Below are 24,555 nucleotides of genomic sequence, written 5' to 3'. Positions count from 1 at the left end.
TATACTTAATAAAATATATAAATATAAGTAAGCACAATTATGTAACTTAGTTACATAAAGGTAACTAAAGACGCAATTAATTTTAAAATATATTAATGGAGGGTTTATGAGTAAGCGAATTGTAACATGTGAAATGGAAGTCACACTTGATGTTATAGGTGGAAAGTGGAAACCTTTAATTTTATATATATTAATAGAGGAAGGAACTAAACGATTCGGGGAACTTAAATCGTTTATTAGCCACGTATCTCAAAAAACTCTTACATCACAGTTAAGACAACTTGAAGGTGATAAATTAATTTTAAGAGTAATATATCCTACTGTTCCACCTAAAGTAGAGTATTCTATAACAGCTAAAGGTAAAACATTATATCCTATTTTAGAAGCTATGTGCAGATGGGGTGAAGAAAATTCTGATGAGTATGAATTTATAAAGAAGCTCTGTGAATAAGGCATTGTAAAAAGACAAGAATACCTTATTTATTTAGAGATTCCTAAGGTATAGTAGAATATTGATCCTTCACAATACAAAAATATATTGTGAAGGATTTTTATTTGTTAAAAAGTAAAACCTTTTGGAGTAATGCTTTGTCTAATTAGTGTAGGTACTTACTAGAAAAAGATTTTAAAATGAAGGAGAAAGCATATATGTTAGATGAATTAATGGTTAGGAAGGCTATTAAAGGTGATGAAGATAGTTTTATGGTTCTTGTTAACCAGTGCAAGGAGCAAATATATAGAACTGCTTATGCGTATGTTAAGGATGAAAATTTGGCTTTGGATATTGTTCAGGAAACTGTATGTAAGGCATTTATCTCTATAAGTAAGCTTAAGGAACCGAAGTATTTCAACACTTGGATAATTAAAATAGCAATAAATATATCTATAAGTGCATATAAGAAAAATCAAAAAGTTATATGTATGGAGCAAGGTGAATTGTTAAATAAAGTTGGTGTAGATGAAGATAATAATGAAAAGTTATATTTGCTTCAAGCTATAGATACTCTTCCAGATAAGCATAAGGATATTATTATATTAAAGTATTTTGATGATTTAACTATTCAGGAAATAGCAAGAGTTTTGGACATGCCTCTTGGAACTGTAAAAACTTATTTAAATAAAGGGCTTATAGCGCTGAGGATTTATATGAAAAAGGAGGTTGTTTAGTGTGGATGAGAATATTAAGGAGTTAATAAAAATACCAGAAGGTTTAGATAATGCAATATTGAAAGGATTTGAGGATGGTAAAAAGAAAAATAAAGGGAAAAAAAGAATTAATATAATAAAGAGAAGTACAATAGCAGCAGCAGTAGCTATAGCATCAATAACTGTAGTGGGTGTGGTTAATCCAAAAATAGTGTCGGCAATTCCAATAGTAAATAGGGTTTTTGGATATTTTGATAATAGCGGTATTGGATTTACAGCTAATAAATATGAAGAACTAGGTGAAGTTATAAATAAAACTATAGATAAAAATGGAACTAAGGTTACATTGGATCAAATACTTGTTGATGATAATACTTTTATAGCCAGTTTTACAGTTGAATCAGAAGCATTAAGAGGCTTTGAGGATATGAAGAATCCAGGAGATTTTTTCAGGCCGGATATTGATTTGAGAATAAATGGAGAAATCCCAGGTTCTTGGGAGTGGAGACATACAGTAAGAATCATTGATGATACTAAAGGTGTTGTTGTGTTTGAAGGGGATATTTCTAATAGTAATCTTCAAGATGATTTAGAAGTCGATTTTAATATAAAAAATATTGAAAGAGCTGGGAAAGTAATTGCGAAGGGTAATTGGGAATATAACATAAAAACTACAAAAGGCATAAATTCAGAAACTTATACAGGAGATAGAAAGTTAAAAGTAGATGGTGGTGAACTTTGGGTAGATAGTTTAGTTAAAACACCGATATCTAACCTGTTAACTATTAATGGAAAATATGAAAGTGGAACAAATGAAACTCTGGAATTAGATAATTTAGAGTATATAATTAGAGATAACAAGGGTAATGAATTAATTACTGCTGGATTAGGTGGACATTCTGATGTTGGAGGGAATTATCAAAGGAAAATAAAAATATTAAGTGATCTATCAAATGTAGAATATATAGAAATATTACAATATGAAAGAGCAGAAGAAAAATCAATTAGGAGAGAAATGAATGGTATTAATCGGCCACTACTTATTTGTACTGAAACTTCAACAGATAATATAAATAGAAAAGAAGAAGTTATATCAAGAGAACCAACAAAGGAAGAATTAGATAGAGGGTACGGATTACCTAGTGTACAATACGCATTAAACATTAATAGAAGTAAATCATTTATGCAAATTGATGATTTAAAAGGTAAGGTTATAAAAACAAGTGATAATAGTGATGTAACTATTACAAATGTTGAGGCAGATGATAAAGCTACAAAGATTAGTATGAAAATAGAGGGTTCATATAATTATAAGAACTTATCTAGCTTAGTTATATTTGACGAAGATATGAATGATACATGTAGATGGGAAGGGCATGAAGGTGCAGTAATTGAAAATATAGAAACTAAAGAATTTAGTATGACACTCGGAGCAATAGATAAAAGTAAAAAGTATACAATAGGGATTCCTATGGAAAAAGAAAGTAAATATAATGAAGAAAGTAAAATAGTAGTATCATTAAAAAGATAAGAGAGCTTAAAGTTAGAAAACTATTGATAATAATTATCTGTAGATATATAATACAGATAAAAGGAAGTGTAAAGAATGAATTCACAAGAAATTGAAAATAAAAATTTAAAGGAAGTTCAAGTAGATAAAAAGGTTAAATATCAATGTCTACACACTGAAGAGGTAAGAGAATGTACTTGCATCAGAAGTAAAGGGTTAGTTTTAGTAAGATAGATAATTAATGAATATATGTAAAAAAGCACAATTAATCTTATTAAGATATTGTGCTTTTTTATATTGAATTTTAAAAATACAACGCTTTAGGCATTGTAAAATAAATAATAAACCAAAGATTATTATATACTAGTCTACTTTAAAGTTATTAACTTTATCTAATATTACTTCTGTTAACTTATGTGAAGTTTCAGCAGCAACAGCAATTTGCATACTTGAGTTTGATAACTCAGTAGATGAAGCATAAATTTCTTCAGTAGCTGCACTTAATTCTTGAGATATAATAGAAGAATTATTTAAGCTATCTATTATAAGTTTCTTTTCAGATAATATTTGATTAGAATTTGTATTTAAAGCGTTTATTTCAGTAGCAACATTAGATACTAATGAAATTATATTATCAAAACTAGTAATAGCATTTGTAGTTTCAGTTATTTGAATTTGTAGGGAGGAGCTAATGTTAGTACTTCCATTAACAATTAAATTAGTATCGGCAAGTACAGTTTTCACTATTGAGCTAATTTTAGTAGAAGATATTTTACTTTCTTCAGCTAGCTTTCTAATTTCGTCAGCAACTACAGCAAAACCTCTACCGGCATCACCAGCTCTTGAAGCTTCAATAGCTGCATTTAATGCAAGAAGATTAGTTTGTTCTGATATTGAATTTATAACGTCAGTTATAGTTGTAATATCAGTTATACTATTTTTCATATTTAAAATTGATTGACTAAATGTATTAAAATTATTTTCTAAATTTTTTATAGTAGATACTAACTCTGATATATCTTTAGTTGATGAAGATGATTTAGTACTAATAACATTTAACATATTATTAATACTAGAAATTGAAGATATTATAGAATTTAAATTATCTTCAAATACATTCATAGAGTTTGATACATATATAATTTGACTTGCCTGGTTTGTAGTTCCCTCAGCACTTTCCTTTGTAGCCGTAATTATATTTTCACAAGAACTTAAATATTCTTCTGATAAATTAGTTAAAGTAGAAGATTCGTTCTCTAATGTAGTTGTGGAATCTTTAATAGATAATAGCATATCTTTTAGAGATGCTTGTGAAGTATCTATTGATTTTAGTATTATTGCAATTTCATCTTCTTTGCTTAATTCTTTAGATGGAATGATTTGTGAAAAGTCTCCTTTTGAGAATTTAGAAATTATATTAGATACTAGTGATAAACGTTTACCAATAGACGTAGAGAATAAGTATATTAGAATTATTGAAAGTATTAAAGTTAATAAGCAAGTAACTAATAGTACTTTTATAATTGTATTAATTACAACAAAAAGATCATTACTATCAACAATAAGACCTATTGACCAGTTTAATTCAGGGATAGCAACATAAGAAATTACTTGTTTATTGCCATTATATGAATAATTATCAATTGAACTTTGTCCAGATTTCATGTTTTCTATACTCTTAGATAATTCTGATAAATCAGTATTAGTTTTTGACAATTCTATGATATTTTCCATTTGTTTTACTTTCTCATAGTCATAGTGACCAATGGTGTTTCCTAAGTTATCTATTAAGCAGGCTTTTCCACTAGATCTAAAAGTAATATTTTTTATTTTATCAGATAATTCCTTACCATCGCGGGCAAAAGCTAATACACCTACAATATGACCATCGGCTTTTATAGGAGCTGCATATACCATGATGGTATTTCCAGTAACTTTATCAACTAATGGACTGCTAACAGTAGATTTACCTGCCATAGCAGCTTTGAAATAGTCTGTATCAAAAATATTTAGCTTATCATTATTACTATTTACACCGTTACCAGAAGCGTCTGTGATTACTATTCTATCTAAATCATATTGAGATATGTATTGATTAAGAGGCTCAATGGTATCTTCCAGCTTTGTAGTTGGTGATATTGTTATTGATGAAGCTAGAGTTTTGGATAACATAATATATTTATTGACGTATTCATTTAGTTCATTTGCACTACTGTGTGTTAATTCATTCATCATTTTGTATGAATCCTCAGTAACTTTATTTTTTACTGAAATTATTGTTGAAATTGTCAATGTTGCAAACGATAACAATAATATGGAAGAAAAAAGTGTTAGCATTTTTGTTTTTATTGTCTTACTTGATTTTTTCATGTGTCCCCCTAAATTTAAACGTTTTATATAAATATCGTTACCAAATAAAGAAATTTTAGGGGTAAGTGTAAAAAATAACATAAAATTTATAAATAATTTAAAAATAAGTTAATGGGAGAGATATGGAGCAAATAAACTCACATATTTGATTGCTATTTTTTGAACATGTATAAAGTGATATCTATATAAGTTTTAATGGAAAATAGATACTAAGTTTTGATAAATTGACAATAAAATTAACTTCCTATACAATAAAACTATAATGTTAAACATGGTAGATTTATGGAAGGATGATAAATATGAGTAGTGAAAATAGAAAGGATAAGTATTGTCTTAAAGGAGAGTTTTATGAAGCTCTTGAGATAGTAAATATGAATCTTGGTGGGGTTGTTCCTAATAGCTTTAGAAAAGAAGTTTATTCTGATTTAATAGATGTTTTTTATAGAAACCAAAGTGATAATAAGTCTTTTTCAGATGCCATGGGTTGTAGTTTAGATGATTTTATTGCTGATATTGTGGATACGTATTACTCAACTTTAGGTGGAGGAGAATATATAAATAACTTATTTCAAAATGCATTTTTATTATCTTTATTATGTGAAATTTTTTATATAGTAAATTCTTTAGTGGTGGGAGAATCAGGAGCACTTTCTTTTGCGACTATTATTATTGGAACAATTGGTTTTATATCAGGATTAATATGTTTTTATTGTAATTATAAGATTGTGTATAAACTTAAAGGTTGGAATAGACGTTTATTTAAAACATTTTTAATCTTGGCTCCACTTTATGTGGTTATTCTATTTCAAGATTCAATATATAATTTAACAAAACATATTCTAATTTCAAAAAAACTAGTATTAGGGATAATAATATTAGAAGCTATAATATATATTGTACTTATATTTAGGAATAGATTTTTTAAAAAAAATATAGGGTAGTATAAATGACATGGGAAGAACAGGGGGGATGTTTATGCGGAAAAAGTTAATAATAATAAATGGGGTTATGGGAGTTGGAAAAACTACAATAAGCAGAGCGTTATTAGTGAAAAGAAATAAAATATTTCAAAGAAAATAAATTAAGGTTGAAGCATAGAGCTATTATTAGCACTATGCTTTTTTGAATATTTATCAAATTTTATATTAAAGGAGTAATTTATAATAAAAATTTTAATGAGTAACGAACTTTATTGCTAAAATATAAATAAAAGTTCTTGTTTTTTATGAATATACTTAAGAAATAGCTAATATAAACGATAATTAATAGATATAAGAATAACAGGAGGTAAAAAACATATGAAAAAAATTGCGAATAAAATAGTATTAGCAATAGTTACATGTTGCTTAATTACATCAGTTATCATAACGGGTATAGTTAGTATAAAAACTAAAAAAACGGTTAGAAATATAGCAGAGGATAATTTAATAGAAATTTCTAAAAATAATGCTAATTCAATTAATACAACATTAAACAAAACAATTGCTTATGTGGATAGTATAAATTATTTGTTAAATGGTACACTTGATTTATCTAAAATAAAAGCAGACGATAAATATATTAAAGAGTATACAGAGTTCATAAATCCTGTTTTAAAGAAAATGGGAGATGAATTTCCAGAAGCTTTAGGGGTAGCATTTATAGCAAACCCAGAGTTAACAAATGAAGCATATCAAGTAATATATGAAAGAAAAGCTTTAGGGGAAAAATTAGAAAGAGTAACTAAGTTTACTAAGGCTAATTTTAAGGAAGATAAAGAAGATATGCAGTGGTATTACAACCCAATTAAAGCTGGCGTTGGGGTTTGGAGTGATCCTCATGCTGATGGGTTTTCTTCAAGTATGAGAATGTCATATACAACACCATTATATATTAATGAGAAATTAGTCGGAGTAATAGCAATGGATTTATTTTTCGACGAATACAAAAACATGATAAATTCTGTTAATGTATATAATAATGGGTATGCTTTTTTACTTAATAAAGATATGAATTATATAGTTCATAATAAGTATATAAATAATGAGAATATTAAAGATACAATAGGAGAAGGAATAAATTTATCAGAAAAAGATTCAGGAGTAGAATTGTGCAAGGAAGACGGGAAAAAGACAGTGCTAGGATATTCAAAATTGGTTAATGGAAATATAATGGTCATAAGTGCAGAAGAAAATGATATTTTTAGTGATATAAATAAAATGATAATAACTATTATTGTTATAACAATAATAACATGTTTATTAATTTCAGGAGCAGCATTTTATATAGGAAGTAAGATAAGTGAACCAATAGTATATGTAAGCAAAATTGTTGATAATATTGGACAGTTAGATTTAACAGAAAATGAACAACACAATAGAATAGATGATCTAAAAGATGAAACTGGTTTAATAGGACGAGCAATACTAAATTTAAGAAAAGTAATAAGAGATGTTATTTTAGGAATAATAGAATTTTCTAATAAAACTTTTACAAAAGCTAATGATTTAAATTCAATAATGGATGATTTACAATCCTCAGTGCAGGAAATAAATCAAACTATTTTAGAACTAGCGAATGGCGCTCAAATCCAAGCGTCAGAAGCACAGATAGGTTTTGAAAAATTAGAATTATTATCAAATAATGTTAAAAATACAGTTATTATAACAGAAGATATTAATATTAAATTTATAGAAGTAAAAGAAAAGAATAAAAATGGTATGGAATCCATTAAGGAACTTGTTAATAGATTAGAAGAGACCACTGTAGTTGGGAATAAAACCAATGAAAGCGTTAATGAGCTAGAAGCTAAATCAAAATTTATAGGCGAGATAGTAATAAAGATAAATACTATTTCAGAACAAACTAATTTATTATCTCTTAATGCGGCTATAGAGGCGGCAAGAGCAGGTGATGCAGGAAGAGGTTTTGGAGTTGTGGCAGATGAAATAAGAAAGCTATCTGAACAAACCTCACAATTTACAAAGGAAATAGAAACTATAATACAACAAATATGTGGAGAAATAACAAATACTCAAAATAGTATTAAAGATTCAAACAAAACAATAAGTTATGCAAATAATTCAGTAATAAAATCAAATGTTATTTTTAATGATATACAAGTCTCCTTTGAAGAAGTAACAAATAAGATATCTGAGTTAAAAGTAAATATTGATGAAATGGATGGATCTAAAGATGATGCATTAGCATCAATCGAGGGAATAACAGCTATCTGTGAAGAATCAGCTGCTGCAATAGAAGAAGTATCAGCTACGATTCATTTGCAATCAGAAACAGTAACTAATGTAAAAGATATGGCTTCTGAATTAAAAGAAGTAGTTAATGAACTAGAAGAAATAATGAAAAAATTCAAATTGTAGATAAGGACGAACTATTTTCTTATGAATAATAAAAAAAGTGTAAGTAGATTTTATAAAAAAATTTACTTGCACTTTTTTATTTTATAAAAAAATTACCAGCCACCAGAGGAACCGCCACCACCAGAAGAACCCCCGCCAAAACCACCGAAGCCTCCGCCACCACCAGAAGAACCACCACCAGGACCATTTCTTCTGCCTAAACTACTTAAAAACATAAGTTGAATTAATGTAGAAGAAACTCTTCCTCTATTTAATATCATATCTAGTAAAAATAATATTGCCAGTATTCCGGCTCCAATGCCAAGACCTATGTTGGAGGTTGAATTAGCAATAGGCTCATTAGGTAGTGTTATATTTAAGGATTTATCTAAAGTAACTCCGTATTCTGTAGCTATGTAATCAGAAAATACGCTATATGATTTAAGTAATCCTTCAGCATAGTTACCGTTTATAAAGCTTGGTTTTGCAATAGAATCCATAACTCTGTTGCTTAATGCATCGGGAATAGCACCTTCAAGACCACGACCAACTTCTACTCTCCAGGCCTTGTCATTTATGGCTAAAAGAATTAATAAACCGTTATCTTTGTTCTTTTGACCAAGCCCCCAGTTCCTAAATAGGTTAAGCGCATAGTCTTCAATTGGAATTCCGTTAGTGGAATCTATTATAACTATAGTAGCTTGTGCACCAGTTTTATCTTCTAGTTCTTTTCCTATAGATATAATATTTTTGGCATCTGAATCATTTATTACACCAACATAATCATTTGAATATTTATAGTTTGTCGGGCTAGGGAATTCACTTGCAGCAGTTACAGGAAAAGAAAAAATTAAAAACACTAAAAAGAGAGAAGATAGAAATATTTTTGAAAATTTATTTTTAGTAATCATTTTTAACTACTAAAATCAACAATCGGAACTTCATTTGCGCCCTCACTTGCTTTGTAAAGTGGTCTTTCTTGAAAACCAAATAATGAGGCTGTTATATTAGTAGGAAATCTTCTTCTCTTTGTATTATATTGAGTTACTGCAGTATTGTAATCTTGTCTTGATACAGCAATTCTATTTTCAGTTCCTTCTAATTGAATTGATAAATCACTAAAGTTTTGATTTGATTTTAAATCTGGATAATTTTCAACAACTACAAGTAGTCGTGAAAGAGAATTAGAAAGCTCTCCATCAGCAGCAGCTCGCTCAGATACATTAGAAGCACCAGCTAGCTTACTTCTTGCATTAGCTATGTCTGTGAATATATCTTTTTCTTGAGTTGCATATCCTTTTACAGTATTAACTAAGCTTGGAATTAAATCCGATCTTCTTTGAAGTTGAGTATCAATGTTTGCTTCGCTAGTATTTACAGTTTGTTCTAGTGAAACTAACTTGTTGTAGCCTCCAATTGCAGGCATAACTAAAATAACAAGTACTAAAATTAAGCCAATTAATATTTTAAAACCATTCTTCATCTAAAATCACATTCCTTTCTACATTTATTTTAGTATATGTAGATTTCAAATTATTATGAAATGATTTAAGGCACAATCAAATAAATAATAGACCAATATGCTAGCATATTGGTCTATTATTTATTTTCAAGTGCCTAATTTTCTTTTCTAAACATTTTTAGTGTTAAAATATCACCTATATATGAAATGTCAACTTTATCAATCATCATTCCAACTAGGGTTAGTTCGCAATCATATTCACTTTCTCCACTAAGGTGCCAATAATATTGTTCAACTTCATGTTGTCTTTTAGTATTTAATATCATATTTAAATTTTCAAGTTCACCTTTTGGTAAAGTTTCAACTATACCTGATATATAGAAATATGAATTATTTTCGTCAGTTCCCATATCTATATGTACATCATCAGTACCAAGTTTGTGAAAATAGGCTATAAGTTCACTTATTATTCTTATATTTTTTTCTAATTTAAATTTCATGTTTAAAGCTCCTTCTTAAATGTAGTTATTAACGGAATAAGAATCATAGCTACAAAACCAGCAGCTAAACCATTGTTATATAAATTAAGACCACCGTGAAGGTATCCAATATTAGTCACCATATTTAAATGTAGGAATCCTGCGAGTAGTCCAATTTTCCATCCAAATTTACCTGAAATAGGAGCAAGTGCTGTTGAAAACAGGATTGATAAAATTATATTTGGAGAGTTAAGTGGATCAGTACGTATAAAAGCTGCAAGGCAAGCTCCTATAATAACAGGACTTATATTCTTTAAATGTTTTCCAAAACATCCAAATCCCATAATAGTAAAAATAGCACATATAGTAGGTCCGTTTAAATCACCTTTGATAAATAGTACAAAGGTAGTGGATGCAAGACCAAGAATCCCCATGTTTATATAGGTAGATGGTCCAAATAAAAGATAAAAATCACTAACTAATCTACCAGATTGTTTACTAATTCCTTTAAGGTTAAGCTTATTATTTTCTCCGTAAATTAATCCAATAGCAATTAAGTAAATGCATATAATAAATAAAAATATTGTAAAAATACCATTAGAACCTGTGTACCAAATGAGTCTAGTATCGAAATCAATTCCAACGCCTCTTAAAATAGACATTAATAAAGTTGCAAGTAACCCACTAGCAAATCCTATATTATATAAATTATAACCATTATGAGCTTTAATACAATGGGCAGCTATAGGAGCTAAAATGAATCCTGTAAATATTCCTATGATATTTCCAATTATAAATCCACCGCCTGGAGTAAATAGCCCAGTAAAACTAAGCTGACTAACAGTTGGTGCAAGAGTGGTGGAAAGTAGTGCAACAAGTGTATAGTTTAAAAAAGGTTCTTTTTGATATCTTGAAAATAAATATACACCAAGCATAATTGGCCATATATTTAAAATGTTTTTTCCAAAGAAAGAAAATCCAGTCATCAGCCAAAGTGCCATTATAGTAGAACCGTTTGGCTTTATCCCTATGAAAACTAAGATAGCAATGGAAATAATACTTGTTAAGGCGGCGTTTACAAAAGCTGCTCCAATTCCTCCTATTTCCATATAATCAGTAATTAAAATATCGGGGGTTAGAATTATTTTCTTTAATCCTAAAAGTATATTCATTGGAGAATCAACTATTAATGCAAAAACTATGAACATAATATACATTATTAAAAGAACAGTATAAGGTGGATAGATTTGCCTTTTTATTGTCATAAAATTTATCTCCTTTATAAACTAAATTTAAATAAGATGCTATCAAAAAAATAATAAGTTCGAAATATTTCTAATATTTACTATTTTAACATGGATTTAAATAGTAAAAAATGTTTTTCTTGAAAAGAATTACAAAATAAAATTTATTAGGGGTATATAAATATAAAAATAATGGAGTATAATTATATTTAAATAGAAAATGACTTAAGAGATAGGGTTAGTTATTTTTTTCAAGATCACTAACATAAATAAAAATAGGCAGGTTAAAAGATACTATAATATGGGTAGTATCTATTTTAGTGTGCCTTAGGTGGAGGATGGACATATAATGCAAGTTAAGAAGATAAAACATGTTCCGGAAATTAAAGGCGCATTAAGAAATCATGTAGTTGAAGTGCCCACGTGTATTAGGGAATGTAGTGGAATAAAAATATTTGGTAAAAGAATAAAATCCTTATTATTTACAACGGATGTTGCAATTATAAGAAATACAAATGCGGATGCAATTATAGCTGTATATCCATTTACACCGCAACCATTAATAACTCAAGCTTTAGTTATGGCAGCTGATGTACCGGTGTTTTGTGGCGTAGGAGGAGGAATTACTCAGGGGAAAAGAGTAGTTAACCTCGCATTAGATGCAGAATTTAAAGGGGCTATGGGCGTAGTTGTTAATGCACCAACCTCAAATGAAATAATAAGAAGAATTAGAGAAACAATAGATATACCTTTAATAGTTACAATAGTTTCACAATGTGAAGATATAAATGAAAGAATAGGAGCTGGAGCAACTATATTTAATGTATCAGGTGGAAAAAACACACCAGAAATAGTTAGGAAAATAAGAAAAGAGTATCCTGAATTTCCTATTATTGCAACAGGTGGACCAACTGAAGAATCTGTAATGGAAACTATAGAAGCCGGTGCAAATGCAATAACCTACACTCCACCAGCAGCAGGTGAGATTATGGGTGAACTTATGGACAAATATAGAGGGATTTAATATTTATTTTACAACGGCTTAGTAATGTTAAGAGTGATGAAACTGTGGAATTAAAACCGCAATTTTATCACTTTTTTATTAATTAATATATGTGTATCTACAATAATAAAAATTTTTAATATATACAAAGAATTATATATAATCGTATAAGTTGATTTTTATATTAATTTAACGAACCAATAAATAAAAAATAACATATTAATATATATATATAGAAAGAAGGTATTCATATGTGTGGAATAACTGGTTTTGTTAATTTTAATAACAATATAGGAAAAGAAGAAAATATATTGAAAAATATGACTAATACATTAGCTTATAGAGGACCAAATGCAGAAGGGTACTTTGTGTCTAACAATGTTATGCTTGGACATAGGAGACTTGTAGTTGTTGACCCTGAAGGTGGAAAACAACCAATGAAAAAAACTGTAAATAATAAAGAATATATTATTGTATATAATGGAGAGCTATATAACACAGAAGATTTGCGCCGGGAGTTATTAGAAGATGGATTTAGGTTTGAATCATATTCAGATACAGAAGTTTTGTTAACATCATATATTAAATGGGGTTATGATTGTGTATCTAAACTTAATGGTATATTTGCTTTTGCAATATATGATAAAAAAGATAATAGAGTTTTCTTAGCTAGAGATGCAATGGGCGTTAAACCTTTATTTTATACAATTAAGAATGGCAACTTCATATTTGGATCAGAAATTAAAAGTTTATTAGAGCACCCACAAGTAGATGCAGAAATTGATAAAGATGGGTTAACAGAATTATTTGCTTTAGGACCGGCTGTATCTCCAGGAAGTGGACTTTATAAAAATATAAAAGAAGTTCATCCAGCTCATTATGTAGTTATAACTAAAGAAAATATACAGGAAAAAGAGTATTGGAAGCTTATTGCTAAAGATTTTACTGAAAGTGAAGATGATGCAGTAGAACATGTTAGAGAGTTATTAACGGATGCTATTAAGAGACAACTAGTAGGTGATGTGCCATTATGTACATTTTTATCGGGTGGGTTAGATTCATCAGCTATTTCTGCAATTGCAGCAGAAGAGTATAAAAAGAAAAATAAACAGCTAACAACTTATTGTATTGATTATAAAGATAATGAAAAATATTTTGAAAGCTCATTTTATCAACCATCATCAGATAAATATTGGGCTAGGAAAATGTCTAAATTTCTAAATACAGATCATAGAGATGTTGTTTTAGATCAAAAAGATTTAGTAGATTATTTAAAAGAAGCAACAATAGGTAGAGACATGCCAGGTATGGCTGATGTAGATTCATCATTATATTTATTTTGCAAAGAGGTTAAGAAAGATTTTGTTGTAGCACTATCTGGAGAATGTGCAGATGAATTATTTGGGGGATACCCATGGTTTACCAATGAAGAGTTAATAAATGCTAAGACATTTCCTTGGTCAAGATTTATAAATGATAGAAAAGATATTTTAAACCCATCACTTAAAGGTTTAAAAATAGAGGATTTTGCAAATGAAAAATATAATCAAACATTAAAATCAGTGCCTCATTTGTATGGTGAAAGCAAAACTGAATATAGAATGAGAGAATTATTTGCATTAAATTTGAAATGGTTTATGGTTAATCTTTTAAATAGAAAAGATAGAATGAGTATGGCAAATAGCCTAGAGGTTAGGGTTCCCTTTGCAGACATTAGGTTGGTAGAATATGCATTTAACATTCCTACAGATATAAAATTGTTAAATGGTAGGGAGAAGGGTCTATTAAGAAAGTCATTAGAAGGACTTTTACCAGAGGAAATAATTTATAGAAAGAAAAGCCCATTCCCAAAAACTCATAACCCAATATATACAGATATGGTATGTGGCGTAATGAATGGTATTTTGCAAGATTCAAATTCACCTATTTTAAGTATTATAGATGAAAAGAAAGTTAAAGAAATAGTAGATTCAAGGGGGAAAGCATATAAAACACCTTGGTTTGGACAATTAATGACTGGGCCACAATTAATAGCATATTTAATTCAAATTAACACCTGGTTAGAAGAATATAAAGTTAAGCTGGTTTAAAAACAAGGCATCTTCAAAAAAATTAAAGCCTAACTAAAATAAATTTAGTTAGGCTTTAATCCTATTATTAATTAAGTTATCTTAAAAAACTATAAATAATGCAATTTAAAAAAATGATTAAAGAAGTGGTTACCTATCCTAATAACTATACATATTATATAAAATGAAAATAAATTTTTAAAAACACAAAAGAAGAGGGTGGTTAATAGGTGAAATGGATTAAGCATAGATTAGAATATTCTCTGAAAAAATGGCAATCTATCTATATAACCTATAAAATATTATTCATTATAGCTATGTTAAGTTTCGGTTTAATAATATTTTCTGTATTTAATCCAGATTTAAAAAATGTTGATAATTTAGTTGCAATTAGAACCATATTTTCTTCTATAATAGGTTTCTTATTAGAAAATTGTAGTCAAAATAAGACGAATTGTAACGAAAAAGTTATGTTTTTTAGAAATTTAGTGGTTGGGATAATATCAATTACTATAACTATAGTAATAATGGTAGGTTATATCTATATAGTTGATATAGATAATGCATCAATGTTATTATTAAAAAACATTTTATTTTCTTGTATAGGCTTTTTAATTAGTGCAAGTAAAAATTGTGGAAAGTAAAACAATAAATGGATGCTGTTTCTAAGATAAAGATTGATTTTTCTGAAAATTATGGTATCATAAATTGTAAAGTATCATATAATAAGATTAAAAGATAATTACCAAGGTAGAGGTGCCATATTTAAAGAGTACTTATTAAGAGCTAGCAAGCTAAGACTAATAAGGAAAGGTAAAATGGCCGAAGAAATAAGTGTTGCAAAAACTTGTTTTTGGGTGTACATATAATATGTGTATGACTGTCACGTAAGTGAAGCGCTAGCGAGGTTTGCTAGGTTTAAATATTTTAATTCAAAGATAAATTCTATTTTATTAATTTTTAGAAAAATAGAACAAATTAAAATTTTAAGCAAAATGCATATAAGCCTTAAATAGTATCTACCACCATGGAATTATTCCATGGTGTTTTATTTTACAAAAAAATAAAGAATAAAAAATAAGGACTTAAGGCATCTTAAAAAATAACGACTTAAGATGATTAAAGTAAAAATTAGGAGGAAAAATCATGAAATTATTTGGGGCAATGGAATGTAAAGAAAATGATTTATACATAGGAGGTGTTAAAGCAGAGAGTTTAGCTAAGGAATTTGGAACACCTCTTTATGTTATGGATGAGCAATTGTTAATAGATACATGCAAAGGATACTATAGAAACTTTAAATGTGAAGAAGGAAATAGAGTAGCATTTGCAGGGAAAGCATTCCTTACAGTAGAAATGTGTAAGCTAATAAATAAAGAAGGGCTATATTTAGATATTGTTTCAGGTGGAGAATTATATACGGCTTATAAAGCTGGATTTCCACTAGAAAAGACTTATTTCCATGGTAACAACAAAACTTTGTCAGAAATGACTTTAGGAGTAGAACTTGGGGTTGGAAGATTTATTGTTGATAATTTATATGAAATGGAAGAGTTAAATAAAATAGCAAAATTAAATAATAAAATTCAAAAAATATATTTAAGATTAACACCGGGAATAGAAGCTCATACTCATGATTACATTAAAACAGGTCAAATAGATTCTAAATTTGGATTTGCGCCAGTTGGAGATACAATAATGAATGCGGTAAAGCATGCTTTATCTTTAGAAAATATAGAACTTGCAGGAGTTCACTGTCATATAGGGTCACAAATATTTGATTTAGAACCATTTGCAGATGCAGCAGAAGTAATGCTTGAATTTATAGATAATATAAGGAAAGAAACAGGTCATTTAATAACAGAATTAGATTTAGGTGGCGGGTTTGCAATTCATTATACTGATGAAGATGAGCCAAGAAGCACTGAAGAATATTGCCAAGTGATTATAAATAAAGTTAATGAAGTATGTGAAAAATTATCACTTGAAAAACCAATATTAACAATAGAACCAGGTAGATCAATAGTTGGAAATGCAGGTATGACATTATATACAATTGGAGCTATTAAAGAAATAGAAGGTATTAGAACTTATGTTGCAGTAGATGGTGGAATGACAGATAATATTAGACCAGCACTTTATAGTGCAAAATATGAAGCTTGTATTGCAAATAAAATGAATATGACATTAGATAAGAAGGTAACTATAGCAGGAAAATGTTGTGAATCAGGAGATATATTAATAAAAGATATAGAACTTCCAAAGGCTCAAGGGGGAGATATATTAGCAATAATGACAACAGGGGCATATGGATTCTCAATGTCAAATAACTACAACAAAAACTTAAGACCAGCAGTGGTATTTGTTAAGGGAAATAGAGCAAGAGTAGTATGTAAAAGACAAACTTATGAAGAGTTAATAGAGAATGAGCTAGTTTAAAGCATTTCCAAAAAAAGACTAATTTAAATAGTATATTATTTTCTATCAGCTACCTATATAGAAATGAAAACCTCTTCTCATGTTAATATACTTTGAAAAGTAAAATTAGCATGAGATTTTTTTATTTAATAAATTTTTTTAATATTAGCTAATACTAGTATTAAAAATTTAAAAAAATGTGATATACTATAGTATAAAGAAATAAACGGGATATATATAAATTTAAAGATATATAAAAGCGAGGTGGAAGCAACAAAAGTTGCTATTATTTATGTGTGAATATTTTATTGTAGATAGAATACATGAGGAAAACATAACTATAGAATCACCGGGAGGAGAAATGAGTATAATAACTAAAAATGAGGCCTTAGAATTTGTTAAAGAGGGCGATGTTTTAGTTGGAAAAGATAACATATATGTTATTGATATTAAAGAGACAAAAAATAGAAAAATTAAAGTAAAGAAATTTATGAAAGGTATGTGGCAGGAATAATGATTGGTGAAGAAAAATCTAAAGCTAAAAGCGAAATATATATATCTAATTCTGTTGATGTAAAAATAGAAGAAGATAATATAGATGATAATGAATTAGAAAAAAGATCTGAAAGGTTAGCTGAAAATAAGAAAAGTGGTTTCTTCTATGAATGGGGACTTCCTATAATAGTAGCTGTAGTACTTGCAATATTAATAAATAAATTTGTAATATTTAAAGTTAAAATACCCTCAGAGTCTATGGTTCCAACTTTAAATGTAGAAGATAGATTATTTGTAACAAGAGTGTATAATGAAGATAAATTCAAAAGAGGAGATATATTAGTATTTGACTCAAATGAACTTGGAGAAAAATTAATTAAAAGACTTATGGGACTTCCAGGAGATAAAATAGTTATTAAAAATGGAGAAGTATCTATTAATGGAGAAAAATTAATAGAAGATTATATAGGAAATGCAGATAGATTCAATGGAGAATATGAAGTGCCTGAAGGAAAATATTTTTTCCTTGGAGATAATAGATTATGGTCAAAAGACTCAAGATATTGGATTAATCCATATATAGATGCAAAAGATATAGAAGGAAAAGCTCAATTTAAGGTATATCCATTTAGTGATATTGGAAAAATAAAATAGATGCTTGAAAAGTTTCAGCAAATACTAGGCTATGATAATAAAAAATTAAATAATAAACTAAAGAAAAATACTATAATACTATTTATAAAAATAATATTAATAGCCGTAGTATTTACATTACTAATAAATAAATTTTTTATTTTCAAAGCAAATGTTCCTACAGCCTCAATGGCACCAAATATAAATATAAATGATAAACTTTTAGTAACTAGAGTGTATAATTTAGACACCTTACAATTTGGAGATATAGTAGTATTTTACTCAAAAGAATTTAATGAATATATGGTAAAGAGATTAATAGGATTACCGGGAGATTTTATATCAATGGATGAAGGAAGTTTATATGTAAATGGAGAATATAAAAGAGAATCATATATTCAGAATGTAGATGATTATACAGGCAAATTTAAGGTGCCAGATGAGGAATATTTTTTTTTAGGAGACAATAGGCTTATATCATTAGATTCTAGATTATGGGACAAAACCTGTGTAAATGGACAGGATATTATAGGGATAGTAAGATTTAGAATATATCCATTTAAGAATATAGGAAGTATAAAGTAAAAAGGGAGAACTTAAGATGGAAAATAAAAATAAAAAAAATATGAATAATAATCCAGAAGAAAGTAAAGATAAAAAAATAAAATCTATATTATTATACACAGTTATGACTTTTTTAATTGTATATGCATTTAACACAGTTAAAACTTCTATGGGATTAGAAGAAATAACATATAATAAATTTATAGAAATGGTAGAAAATAAAGAAATTGAAAAAGTGTTAATAACAGATTCAGAAATAAAAATAACACCAATATTAAAAGATGAAAAAGATAAGAAAGTATTATTTACAGGGAATATGAGAGATCAAAATTTAACATCTCAATTAACAGAAGCTGGTGTAGATTTTAATAAATCTATCGTGGAGCAAAATTACATAATAGAATTTATAATGGGATGGATAATTCCTGCATTATTAATGTTTGTAGCATTTAAATTCATATTTGGAAGAATGGGTAAGAAAATGGGCGGTGGCTTAGGTGGCGGCATGATGGGAATGGGAAAAAGTAATGCTAAGTTATATGTTGAAACTGATATAGCAATTACTTTTGATGATGTTGCAGGTCAAGATGAAGCTAAAGAATCTTTAAGAGAAATAATAGATTTTTTAAATCATAAAGAAAAATACACAGCTATAGGAGCTAAATTGCCTAAAGGTGCATTATTAGTTGGACCTCCAGGAACTGGTAAAACTCTGATTGCAAGAGCAGTTGCTGGTGAAGCTAAGGTTCCTTTTTATTCAATGTCAGGATCTAACTTTATAGAAATGTTTGCAGGTATGGGAGCTTCAAAAGTAAGAGATTTATTTAAAGAAGCAGAGAAAAATTCACCTTGTATAATATTTATAGATGAAATAGATTCAATAGGTAAAAGCAGAGATGCTCAAATGCAAAGTAATGATGAAAGAGAACAAACTCTAAATCAACTATTAACACAAATGGATGGATTCGATTCATCAAAAGCAGTTGTTGTTTTAGCAGCAACAAATAGACCAGAAATATTAGATAAAGCACTTTTAAGACCAGGTAGATTTGATAGAAGAGTAATTGTGGATAAACCTGATTTAAAAGGAAGAATAGATATACTTAAGGTTCACAGTAAGGGAGTTAAGTTATCTGAAAAAGTTAATTTAGAGCAAATAGCAAAGGGAACTCCAGGAGCTGTAGGAGCAGACCTTGCAAATATGATTAATGAGGCAGCACTAAGAGCTGTAAAACATGAAAGAAAAGAAATTATGCAAGAAGATTTGCAAGAGGCTGTTGAAGTTATAATAGCAGGTAAAGAAAAGAAGGATAGAATACTTTCACCACTAGAGCGAAGAATTGTTGCCTTCCATGAAGTAGGGCATGCGTTAGTAGCAGCTTTAATTGAAGGTACAGATCCAGTTCATAAAATAACAATTGTTCCAAGAACAATGGGAGCTTTAGGGTATACAATGCAATTACCTGAAGAGGAAAAATACCTTGTGTCTAAAGATGAGTTATTAAGCCAAATAATGGTTATGTTAGGTGGAAGAGCTGCAGAAGAAGAAGTATTTAACTTAGTTTCAACAGGCGCTTCTAATGATATAGAAAGAGCAACTCAAACAGCTAGAAGTATGGTAACTATTTATGGAATGTCAGATAGATTTGATATGATGGCTTTAGAATCAGTAACAAGCAGGTATTTAGATGGTAGAGCTGTTAGAAACTGTAGTGAAGAAACATCAGCAATTATAGATGAAGAAATACTAAGAATAATTAAAGAAGCACATAATAAAGCTAAGGATTTATTAAAAGAGAATAGAGATTTATTAGATGAGGTATCAGAATATCTTCTAGAGAAAGAAACAATATATGGAGATGATCTTAGAAGCTTTATATATAAAAAGTATCCTCATTTAAAGAAAGAAAAAAAAGTAGATGAATTAGCTATTGATAGTGATGTCCAATTAGAATTAAGTTTAGACGATAATAAAGGACAAATAATAGACATTACAACAGATGAGAAAATGTAAGACATTGTAAAAGAATAATAGGCATCGTAAAATAAATAACTAGTTATTTATTTAAGGATGCCTTAAAAGAAGTTGGAGGGGATTTAATTTGGATAAAATAGAGTTAATAGGTGAACAACAGAACTTAGATAGAACATTAGAAGTTTTAAACCTTGAGATATTAAATTATATAAAGAAAAGAAAGGGTATAGCCCAATATATACTTGATTATAGAAAGAAATTTATTGAAGATCATAAAGATGATGAAGATAATATAATGGAATATTTTGATCATGAGAAATATGTAAAAGAACAAGCTTATAGCACAATAGATAGAAAACTTTCTGAGTTTACAAAACTAAAAGAATCACCATACTTTGGTAAAGTTACTTTTACTGATGAAGAAGATAAAGAAGAAATATATATAGGTAGATATGGGTTAACGCCAGAGGAAAGTTATAAAGAGTCAGTGGTAGATTGGAGAGCTCCAGTAGCTTCATTATTTTATAAGGGAATGATAGGAGAAACTTCATATAAAGCACCAAATGGAGAAGTTCCAGTAGAAATAACAGCAAGAAGACAACTTATGGTTAAAAAAGGTCTATTAGAAGGTTATTTTGATTCGGATGTAGATGTTAAGGATGAAATTCTTCAAATGATACTTTCATCAAATGCTGGAGAAAAGTTGAAAGATATTGTAATTAGTATACAACAAGAGCAAGATGAAATAATAAGAGAAGAAAGGACTAAGGTTGTTGTTGTTAATGGAGTTGCAGGCTCAGGTAAAACTACAATTGCACTTCATAGAGTAGCATATCTTTTATATAATTTTAGAGAACAATTAACTAATAAAGTTTTGATTTTTGGACCAAATGATATATTTATAGATTATATTTCAGATGTATTACCTACTCTTGGAGAAAGTGGAATAAGCCAAGAAACATTTGTAGGATTTGCTTATGATGAAATTAGGTTAGATGAACCTATAATTGATTCTCCTACATATTTAGAAGATGTATTAAAGGGGAATGAAGAGGTAATAAATAAAATAAAATATAAATCATCAAAAGAATTTATAACATTCTTAGATGAAAAAGTAGCTCAATATGAAGAAAAATATTTCACTATTACTCCTGTTAATTTTATGGGAGAAGAAATAGTTACAGTAGAAGAAATAGAAGTGTTATTTAATAAGCATTATAAATATATGCCTTTATTTAGAAGAAGCCAAAAGGTTAAACTAATTATAACTTCTAAACTTAAAGATAAGAGAGATGAAAAAGTAAGGACTTTAAATGCAGAATTTAAAGAAAAGCTAGCTAGTTTAACACCAGAGGAACTTTTAATTGAAGAAAATAATATGGATTTTGAAAGAAAAAATAAAATAAGAGATATAGTTAAAGAAGTAGTTAAATCTAAAGAAGAGTTAGAGCAATGGATAAGTAATGAAAGCATAGTTGATATGTATAAAGAGTTTATGGATGTTAAAACACTAACTTATTTAGATTTGCCAGCTATATTATATTTAATGATTAAATTAGATGGTAAAAAAGTAAAACAAGATATAAGACATATAGTAATAGATGAGGCTCAAGATTATAGCTTCCTTCAATTCTTAGTTTTAAAAGAATTAACTGGATGCAAGAGCTATACAATTGTAGGAGATTCAAATCAAAGATTAATAAAAATTGAAGAAATCCCTCCAATGCTTAAGCTTAAAGAATTATTTGGTGGATTTGTTAAAGATTTTAGTTTAAATAAGAGTTATAGATCAACTTATCAAATAATGGAATATGCAAGTAAGCTTCTAGATGAAAAAGCAGTTGTTCCTTTTGTTAGAAAAGGAGAATTTGATGTTTTAGAAACAGAAGTTCCAGAAACTGATAAGGAAGGTTTAATAGATGTATTATTAAATCTATTAGAAGAATACCAAGATGAAAAATATGAAAATATAGCTATAATAACTAAAGGTAAAGAGCAGCTACAAAAAATAGCGCCAGAATTAAAAAAACATACAAAGATAGTAGCCTTTGATAGAGAAGACATGATATATAAAGGTGGGAAAGTATTAGTACCATCATATTATGCAAAGGGACTAGAATTTGATGGAGTTATAATAGTAGATTTTGATGATAATACAGATGATTTAGTTAAATATATTATGGCAACAAGAGCATTACACAGATTATCAATAGTAAAAGTAACTAGATAGATATAATATTTATAAAGAGAGTTGTGAAATATTTAAATTCCTGAAATATCATAAAATACAAGAATACTGATTAATTATTTATTTAAATATTCCTAAGAAAAATGAGATATAAGTGAAAACTTATATCTCATTTTTTATAGAAACAATTAATTTTAATATTATTCGAATTTCTCGAACTTCTTTACTACTTTATCAAAAATATCATTTGCTACATCAAAATTCATAGCAGAGATATAGAAGGTTTCTAACTCATCATGAATAGTGTGAGCATCTGTAATTAAAGACAAACCTTTTTCTATTAAGTCATAGAATATTTTGCTACAGTATGCAACTTCTTCTTTATTTGCAGCTATAACATCAGCTTTACAAAAATCTTCAATATTATAAACTTTACCTGTGAATGATGTTTGACTAATTTCATTAGTAGTTAAAACGCAGGTTGATAATTCAGGAATAAGTAAGTGCTCAATTCTTTCAGGAATAAGAGGATCATGCATATACTCTACAAAATAACCTTTCCTTTGTGCTGTGCTTCCTATTTTTTTAAATATTTCAGTTTTTCCAAAACCAGGACCACCATTTAATATAAATTTATTTTCAAAACCGAATACTAAATCTTCAGCGAAGGTAACTATTCCGTTTGGAGTAAAAGCAGTTGCGAATAAGTGTCTATCAGCTCCGTAGCCAGATTTTTGTGTGTGGAATATCTCTTCTTTTAATGATTCTGTAACTGTTGAAATCTTATCAGTACTTATGGATTCAGCATTTAAAGAACTCCAATCATCATGAATATCTTTCGCTGCGGCAAAGTAGCGATATGCTCTTTCAAAAGTCTTACTAATCTTCTTTTGAACTTCCATAATTTCTTTTTTATTTAAGAAAAGGGCATCCATATCAAGAGCTTCACCCATATTTAGAACTTCATCAACAGCACCAGGGTGAATAGGATCAACCATGTGAGGGGCAGTTCCATCAAGAATTGCAAGTTTTAGTTCTTTAATAACAACAGCATCTAGTGAGTTATTATCAGAAGAACAATGATGATATTCTATAGTGTATCCCTTAGCGGCAAAATGAGCTCCGATTTTTTTCATGAAATAAGATTTACCGCTACCTGGAGAACCTTTCATACATAAAATTCTATTTCCATCTTCTTGTGAAAGTATATATTTATAAAATGAGTAAAATCCTTTAGAAGTATTACCTCCTGGAAATAGATGCCTTTCTTTTAAATATGCCAATTATACCACTCCTAATTATATTATTTGTTTTAATTATATTATTAAATCTTTATAGTTTATGGATAGATATAACATTATGAGCCTGTCCAATGTAAGGTAAATTAAATTTTATTTTTTAAAAGATATTTAACATATGAATTATTCAAATGAATATTAGGTATACTATATTCGTTAGAACACTATTATAAGTAAAAAATATGCAGTTAATAATAAATATGCAATTTAATGAATAATATATAGTTAATATGCATAAAAAATAGAATTATAACTAAATAACTGTATAAAACATCGTAAATATGAAAAATATTTAAAAAATTCAAAAAAGACTTGCATAAATATGATGTTATAACGTATAATTATGCTAATAAATAAGTGGAT

Annotated in this window: 21 protein-coding genes and 1 riboswitch; of the genes, 15 read left to right on the top strand and 6 right to left on the bottom strand. The window is 28.2% G+C overall.

Annotation, left to right across the window (positions count from 1 at the left end; genetic code table 11):
- Positions 1–106 precede the first annotated feature (106 nt).
- The 4 genes from BLS77_RS05835 (at position 107) to BLS77_RS19810 (ending at position 2,890) form a co-directional block, all read left to right on the top strand.
- Positions 107–451 (top strand): winged helix-turn-helix transcriptional regulator, encoded by a 345-nt coding sequence (locus BLS77_RS05835; protein WP_089966885.1) that lies wholly within the window; start codon positions 107–109, stop codon positions 449–451.
- 197 nt (positions 452–648) lie between these two features.
- Entirely contained in the window at positions 649–1,167 is a 519-nt protein-coding gene (locus tag BLS77_RS05830) for a sigma-70 family RNA polymerase sigma factor (protein WP_089966884.1), read from the top strand.
- Between the two features lies 1 nt (position 1,168).
- Positions 1,169–2,677 carry a DUF4179 domain-containing protein gene (locus BLS77_RS05825; RefSeq protein WP_175490789.1) on the top strand — a complete coding sequence of 503 codons (1,509 nt, stop codon included), beginning with the start codon at positions 1,169–1,171 and terminating at the stop codon, positions 2,675–2,677.
- A 75-nt stretch (positions 2,678–2,752) separates the two neighbouring features.
- The gene (locus BLS77_RS19810; RefSeq protein ID WP_175490788.1) at positions 2,753–2,890 is read left to right on the top strand and encodes a hypothetical protein; all 138 of its coding nucleotides are present in this window, start codon (positions 2,753–2,755) and stop codon (positions 2,888–2,890) included.
- Positions 2,891–3,019: 129 nt separating this feature from the next.
- On the opposite strand, the gene BLS77_RS05820 is transcribed toward BLS77_RS19810, so the two are convergent.
- Positions 3,020–5,026 carry a methyl-accepting chemotaxis protein gene (locus tag BLS77_RS05820; RefSeq protein ID WP_175490787.1) on the bottom strand — a complete coding sequence of 669 codons (2,007 nt, stop codon included), beginning with the start codon at positions 5,024–5,026 and terminating at the stop codon, positions 3,020–3,022.
- Between the two features lie 299 nt (positions 5,027–5,325).
- Here BLS77_RS05820 and BLS77_RS05815 point away from each other — a divergent pair, with 299 nt between their 5' ends.
- Both BLS77_RS05815 and BLS77_RS05810 read left to right on the top strand, forming a co-directional pair.
- Entirely contained in the window at positions 5,326–5,967 is a 642-nt protein-coding gene (locus tag BLS77_RS05815; protein WP_089966878.1) for a hypothetical protein, read from the top strand.
- A gap of 357 nt (positions 5,968–6,324) precedes the next feature.
- Complete coding sequence (locus tag BLS77_RS05810) at positions 6,325–8,385, top strand: methyl-accepting chemotaxis protein (protein WP_089966876.1); 2,061 nt, start codon at positions 6,325–6,327, stop codon at positions 8,383–8,385.
- A gap of 92 nt (positions 8,386–8,477) precedes the next feature.
- Here BLS77_RS05810 and BLS77_RS05805 read toward each other — a convergent pair whose 3' ends face one another.
- From BLS77_RS05805 to BLS77_RS05790, 4 genes are all read right to left on the bottom strand, one after another.
- Positions 8,478–9,275 carry a TPM domain-containing protein gene (locus BLS77_RS05805; protein WP_089966874.1) on the bottom strand — a complete coding sequence of 266 codons (798 nt, stop codon included), beginning with the start codon at positions 9,273–9,275 and terminating at the stop codon, positions 8,478–8,480.
- Between the two features lie 2 nt (positions 9,276–9,277).
- Entirely contained in the window at positions 9,278–9,847 is a 570-nt protein-coding gene (locus BLS77_RS05800; protein WP_089966872.1) for a LemA family protein, read from the bottom strand.
- A gap of 134 nt (positions 9,848–9,981) precedes the next feature.
- The gene (locus BLS77_RS05795) at positions 9,982–10,326 is read right to left on the bottom strand and encodes a hypothetical protein (protein WP_089966870.1); all 345 of its coding nucleotides are present in this window, start codon (positions 10,324–10,326) and stop codon (positions 9,982–9,984) included.
- Positions 10,327–10,328: 2 nt separating this feature from the next.
- Positions 10,329–11,570, bottom strand: coding sequence for a DUF1576 domain-containing protein (locus BLS77_RS05790; protein ID WP_089966869.1), 1,242 nt, complete (start codon positions 11,568–11,570; stop codon positions 10,329–10,331).
- 328 nt (positions 11,571–11,898) lie between these two features.
- On the opposite strand from BLS77_RS05790, the gene BLS77_RS05785 reads away from it, so the two are divergent.
- The 9 genes from BLS77_RS05785 to BLS77_RS05745 all read left to right on the top strand — a co-directional run bounded on the left by BLS77_RS05785 (position 11,899) and on the right by BLS77_RS05745 (position 22,936).
- Entirely contained in the window at positions 11,899–12,573 is a 675-nt protein-coding gene (locus tag BLS77_RS05785; protein ID WP_089966867.1) for a beta/alpha barrel domain-containing protein, read from the top strand.
- 230 nt (positions 12,574–12,803) lie between these two features.
- Positions 12,804–14,642, top strand: a complete 1,839-nt coding sequence (gene asnB, locus BLS77_RS05780; RefSeq protein WP_089966864.1) for an asparagine synthase (glutamine-hydrolyzing) — start codon at positions 12,804–12,806, stop codon at positions 14,640–14,642.
- A gap of 209 nt (positions 14,643–14,851) precedes the next feature.
- Positions 14,852–15,265, top strand: a complete 414-nt coding sequence (locus tag BLS77_RS05775) for a hypothetical protein (RefSeq protein WP_089966862.1) — start codon at positions 14,852–14,854, stop codon at positions 15,263–15,265.
- Between the two features lie 99 nt (positions 15,266–15,364).
- A riboswitch (Lysine riboswitch) is annotated at positions 15,365–15,531 on the top strand.
- A 236-nt stretch (positions 15,532–15,767) separates the two neighbouring features.
- Positions 15,768–17,060, top strand: a complete 1,293-nt coding sequence (gene lysA / locus BLS77_RS05770; RefSeq protein WP_089966860.1) for a diaminopimelate decarboxylase — start codon at positions 15,768–15,770, stop codon at positions 17,058–17,060.
- Positions 17,061–17,331: 271 nt separating this feature from the next.
- Complete coding sequence (locus BLS77_RS05765; protein ID WP_089966858.1) at positions 17,332–17,553, top strand: DUF3006 domain-containing protein; 222 nt, start codon at positions 17,332–17,334, stop codon at positions 17,551–17,553.
- Positions 17,541–18,188, top strand: a complete 648-nt coding sequence (gene lepB, locus BLS77_RS05760) for a signal peptidase I (protein WP_242873942.1) — start codon at positions 17,541–17,543, stop codon at positions 18,186–18,188. Before BLS77_RS05765 ends, lepB (BLS77_RS05760) begins: the two co-directional genes overlap by 13 nt.
- Positions 18,189–18,752 carry a signal peptidase I gene (lepB, locus tag BLS77_RS05755; protein ID WP_089966854.1) on the top strand — a complete coding sequence of 188 codons (564 nt, stop codon included), beginning with the start codon at positions 18,189–18,191 and terminating at the stop codon, positions 18,750–18,752. It begins immediately after the preceding gene.
- A gap of 40 nt (positions 18,753–18,792) precedes the next feature.
- Complete coding sequence (gene ftsH / locus BLS77_RS05750; RefSeq protein ID WP_089967581.1) at positions 18,793–20,745, top strand: ATP-dependent zinc metalloprotease FtsH; 1,953 nt, start codon at positions 18,793–18,795, stop codon at positions 20,743–20,745.
- A gap of 88 nt (positions 20,746–20,833) precedes the next feature.
- Complete coding sequence (locus BLS77_RS05745) at positions 20,834–22,936, top strand: HelD family protein (RefSeq protein WP_089966852.1); 2,103 nt, start codon at positions 20,834–20,836, stop codon at positions 22,934–22,936.
- A 158-nt stretch (positions 22,937–23,094) separates the two neighbouring features.
- Here the strand turns inward: BLS77_RS05745 and BLS77_RS05740 are convergent, their stop codons facing one another.
- Positions 23,095–24,177, bottom strand: coding sequence for a PRK06851 family protein (locus BLS77_RS05740; RefSeq protein WP_089966850.1), 1,083 nt, complete (start codon positions 24,175–24,177; stop codon positions 23,095–23,097).
- Positions 24,178–24,555: the final 378 nt, after the last annotated feature.

It is taken from the genome of Clostridium gasigenes (assembly GCF_900104115.1).
Taxonomy (GTDB): Bacteria; Bacillota; Clostridia; order Clostridiales; family Clostridiaceae; genus Clostridium; species Clostridium gasigenes.
This window is presented reverse-complemented; position numbering and strand designations above follow the sequence as displayed.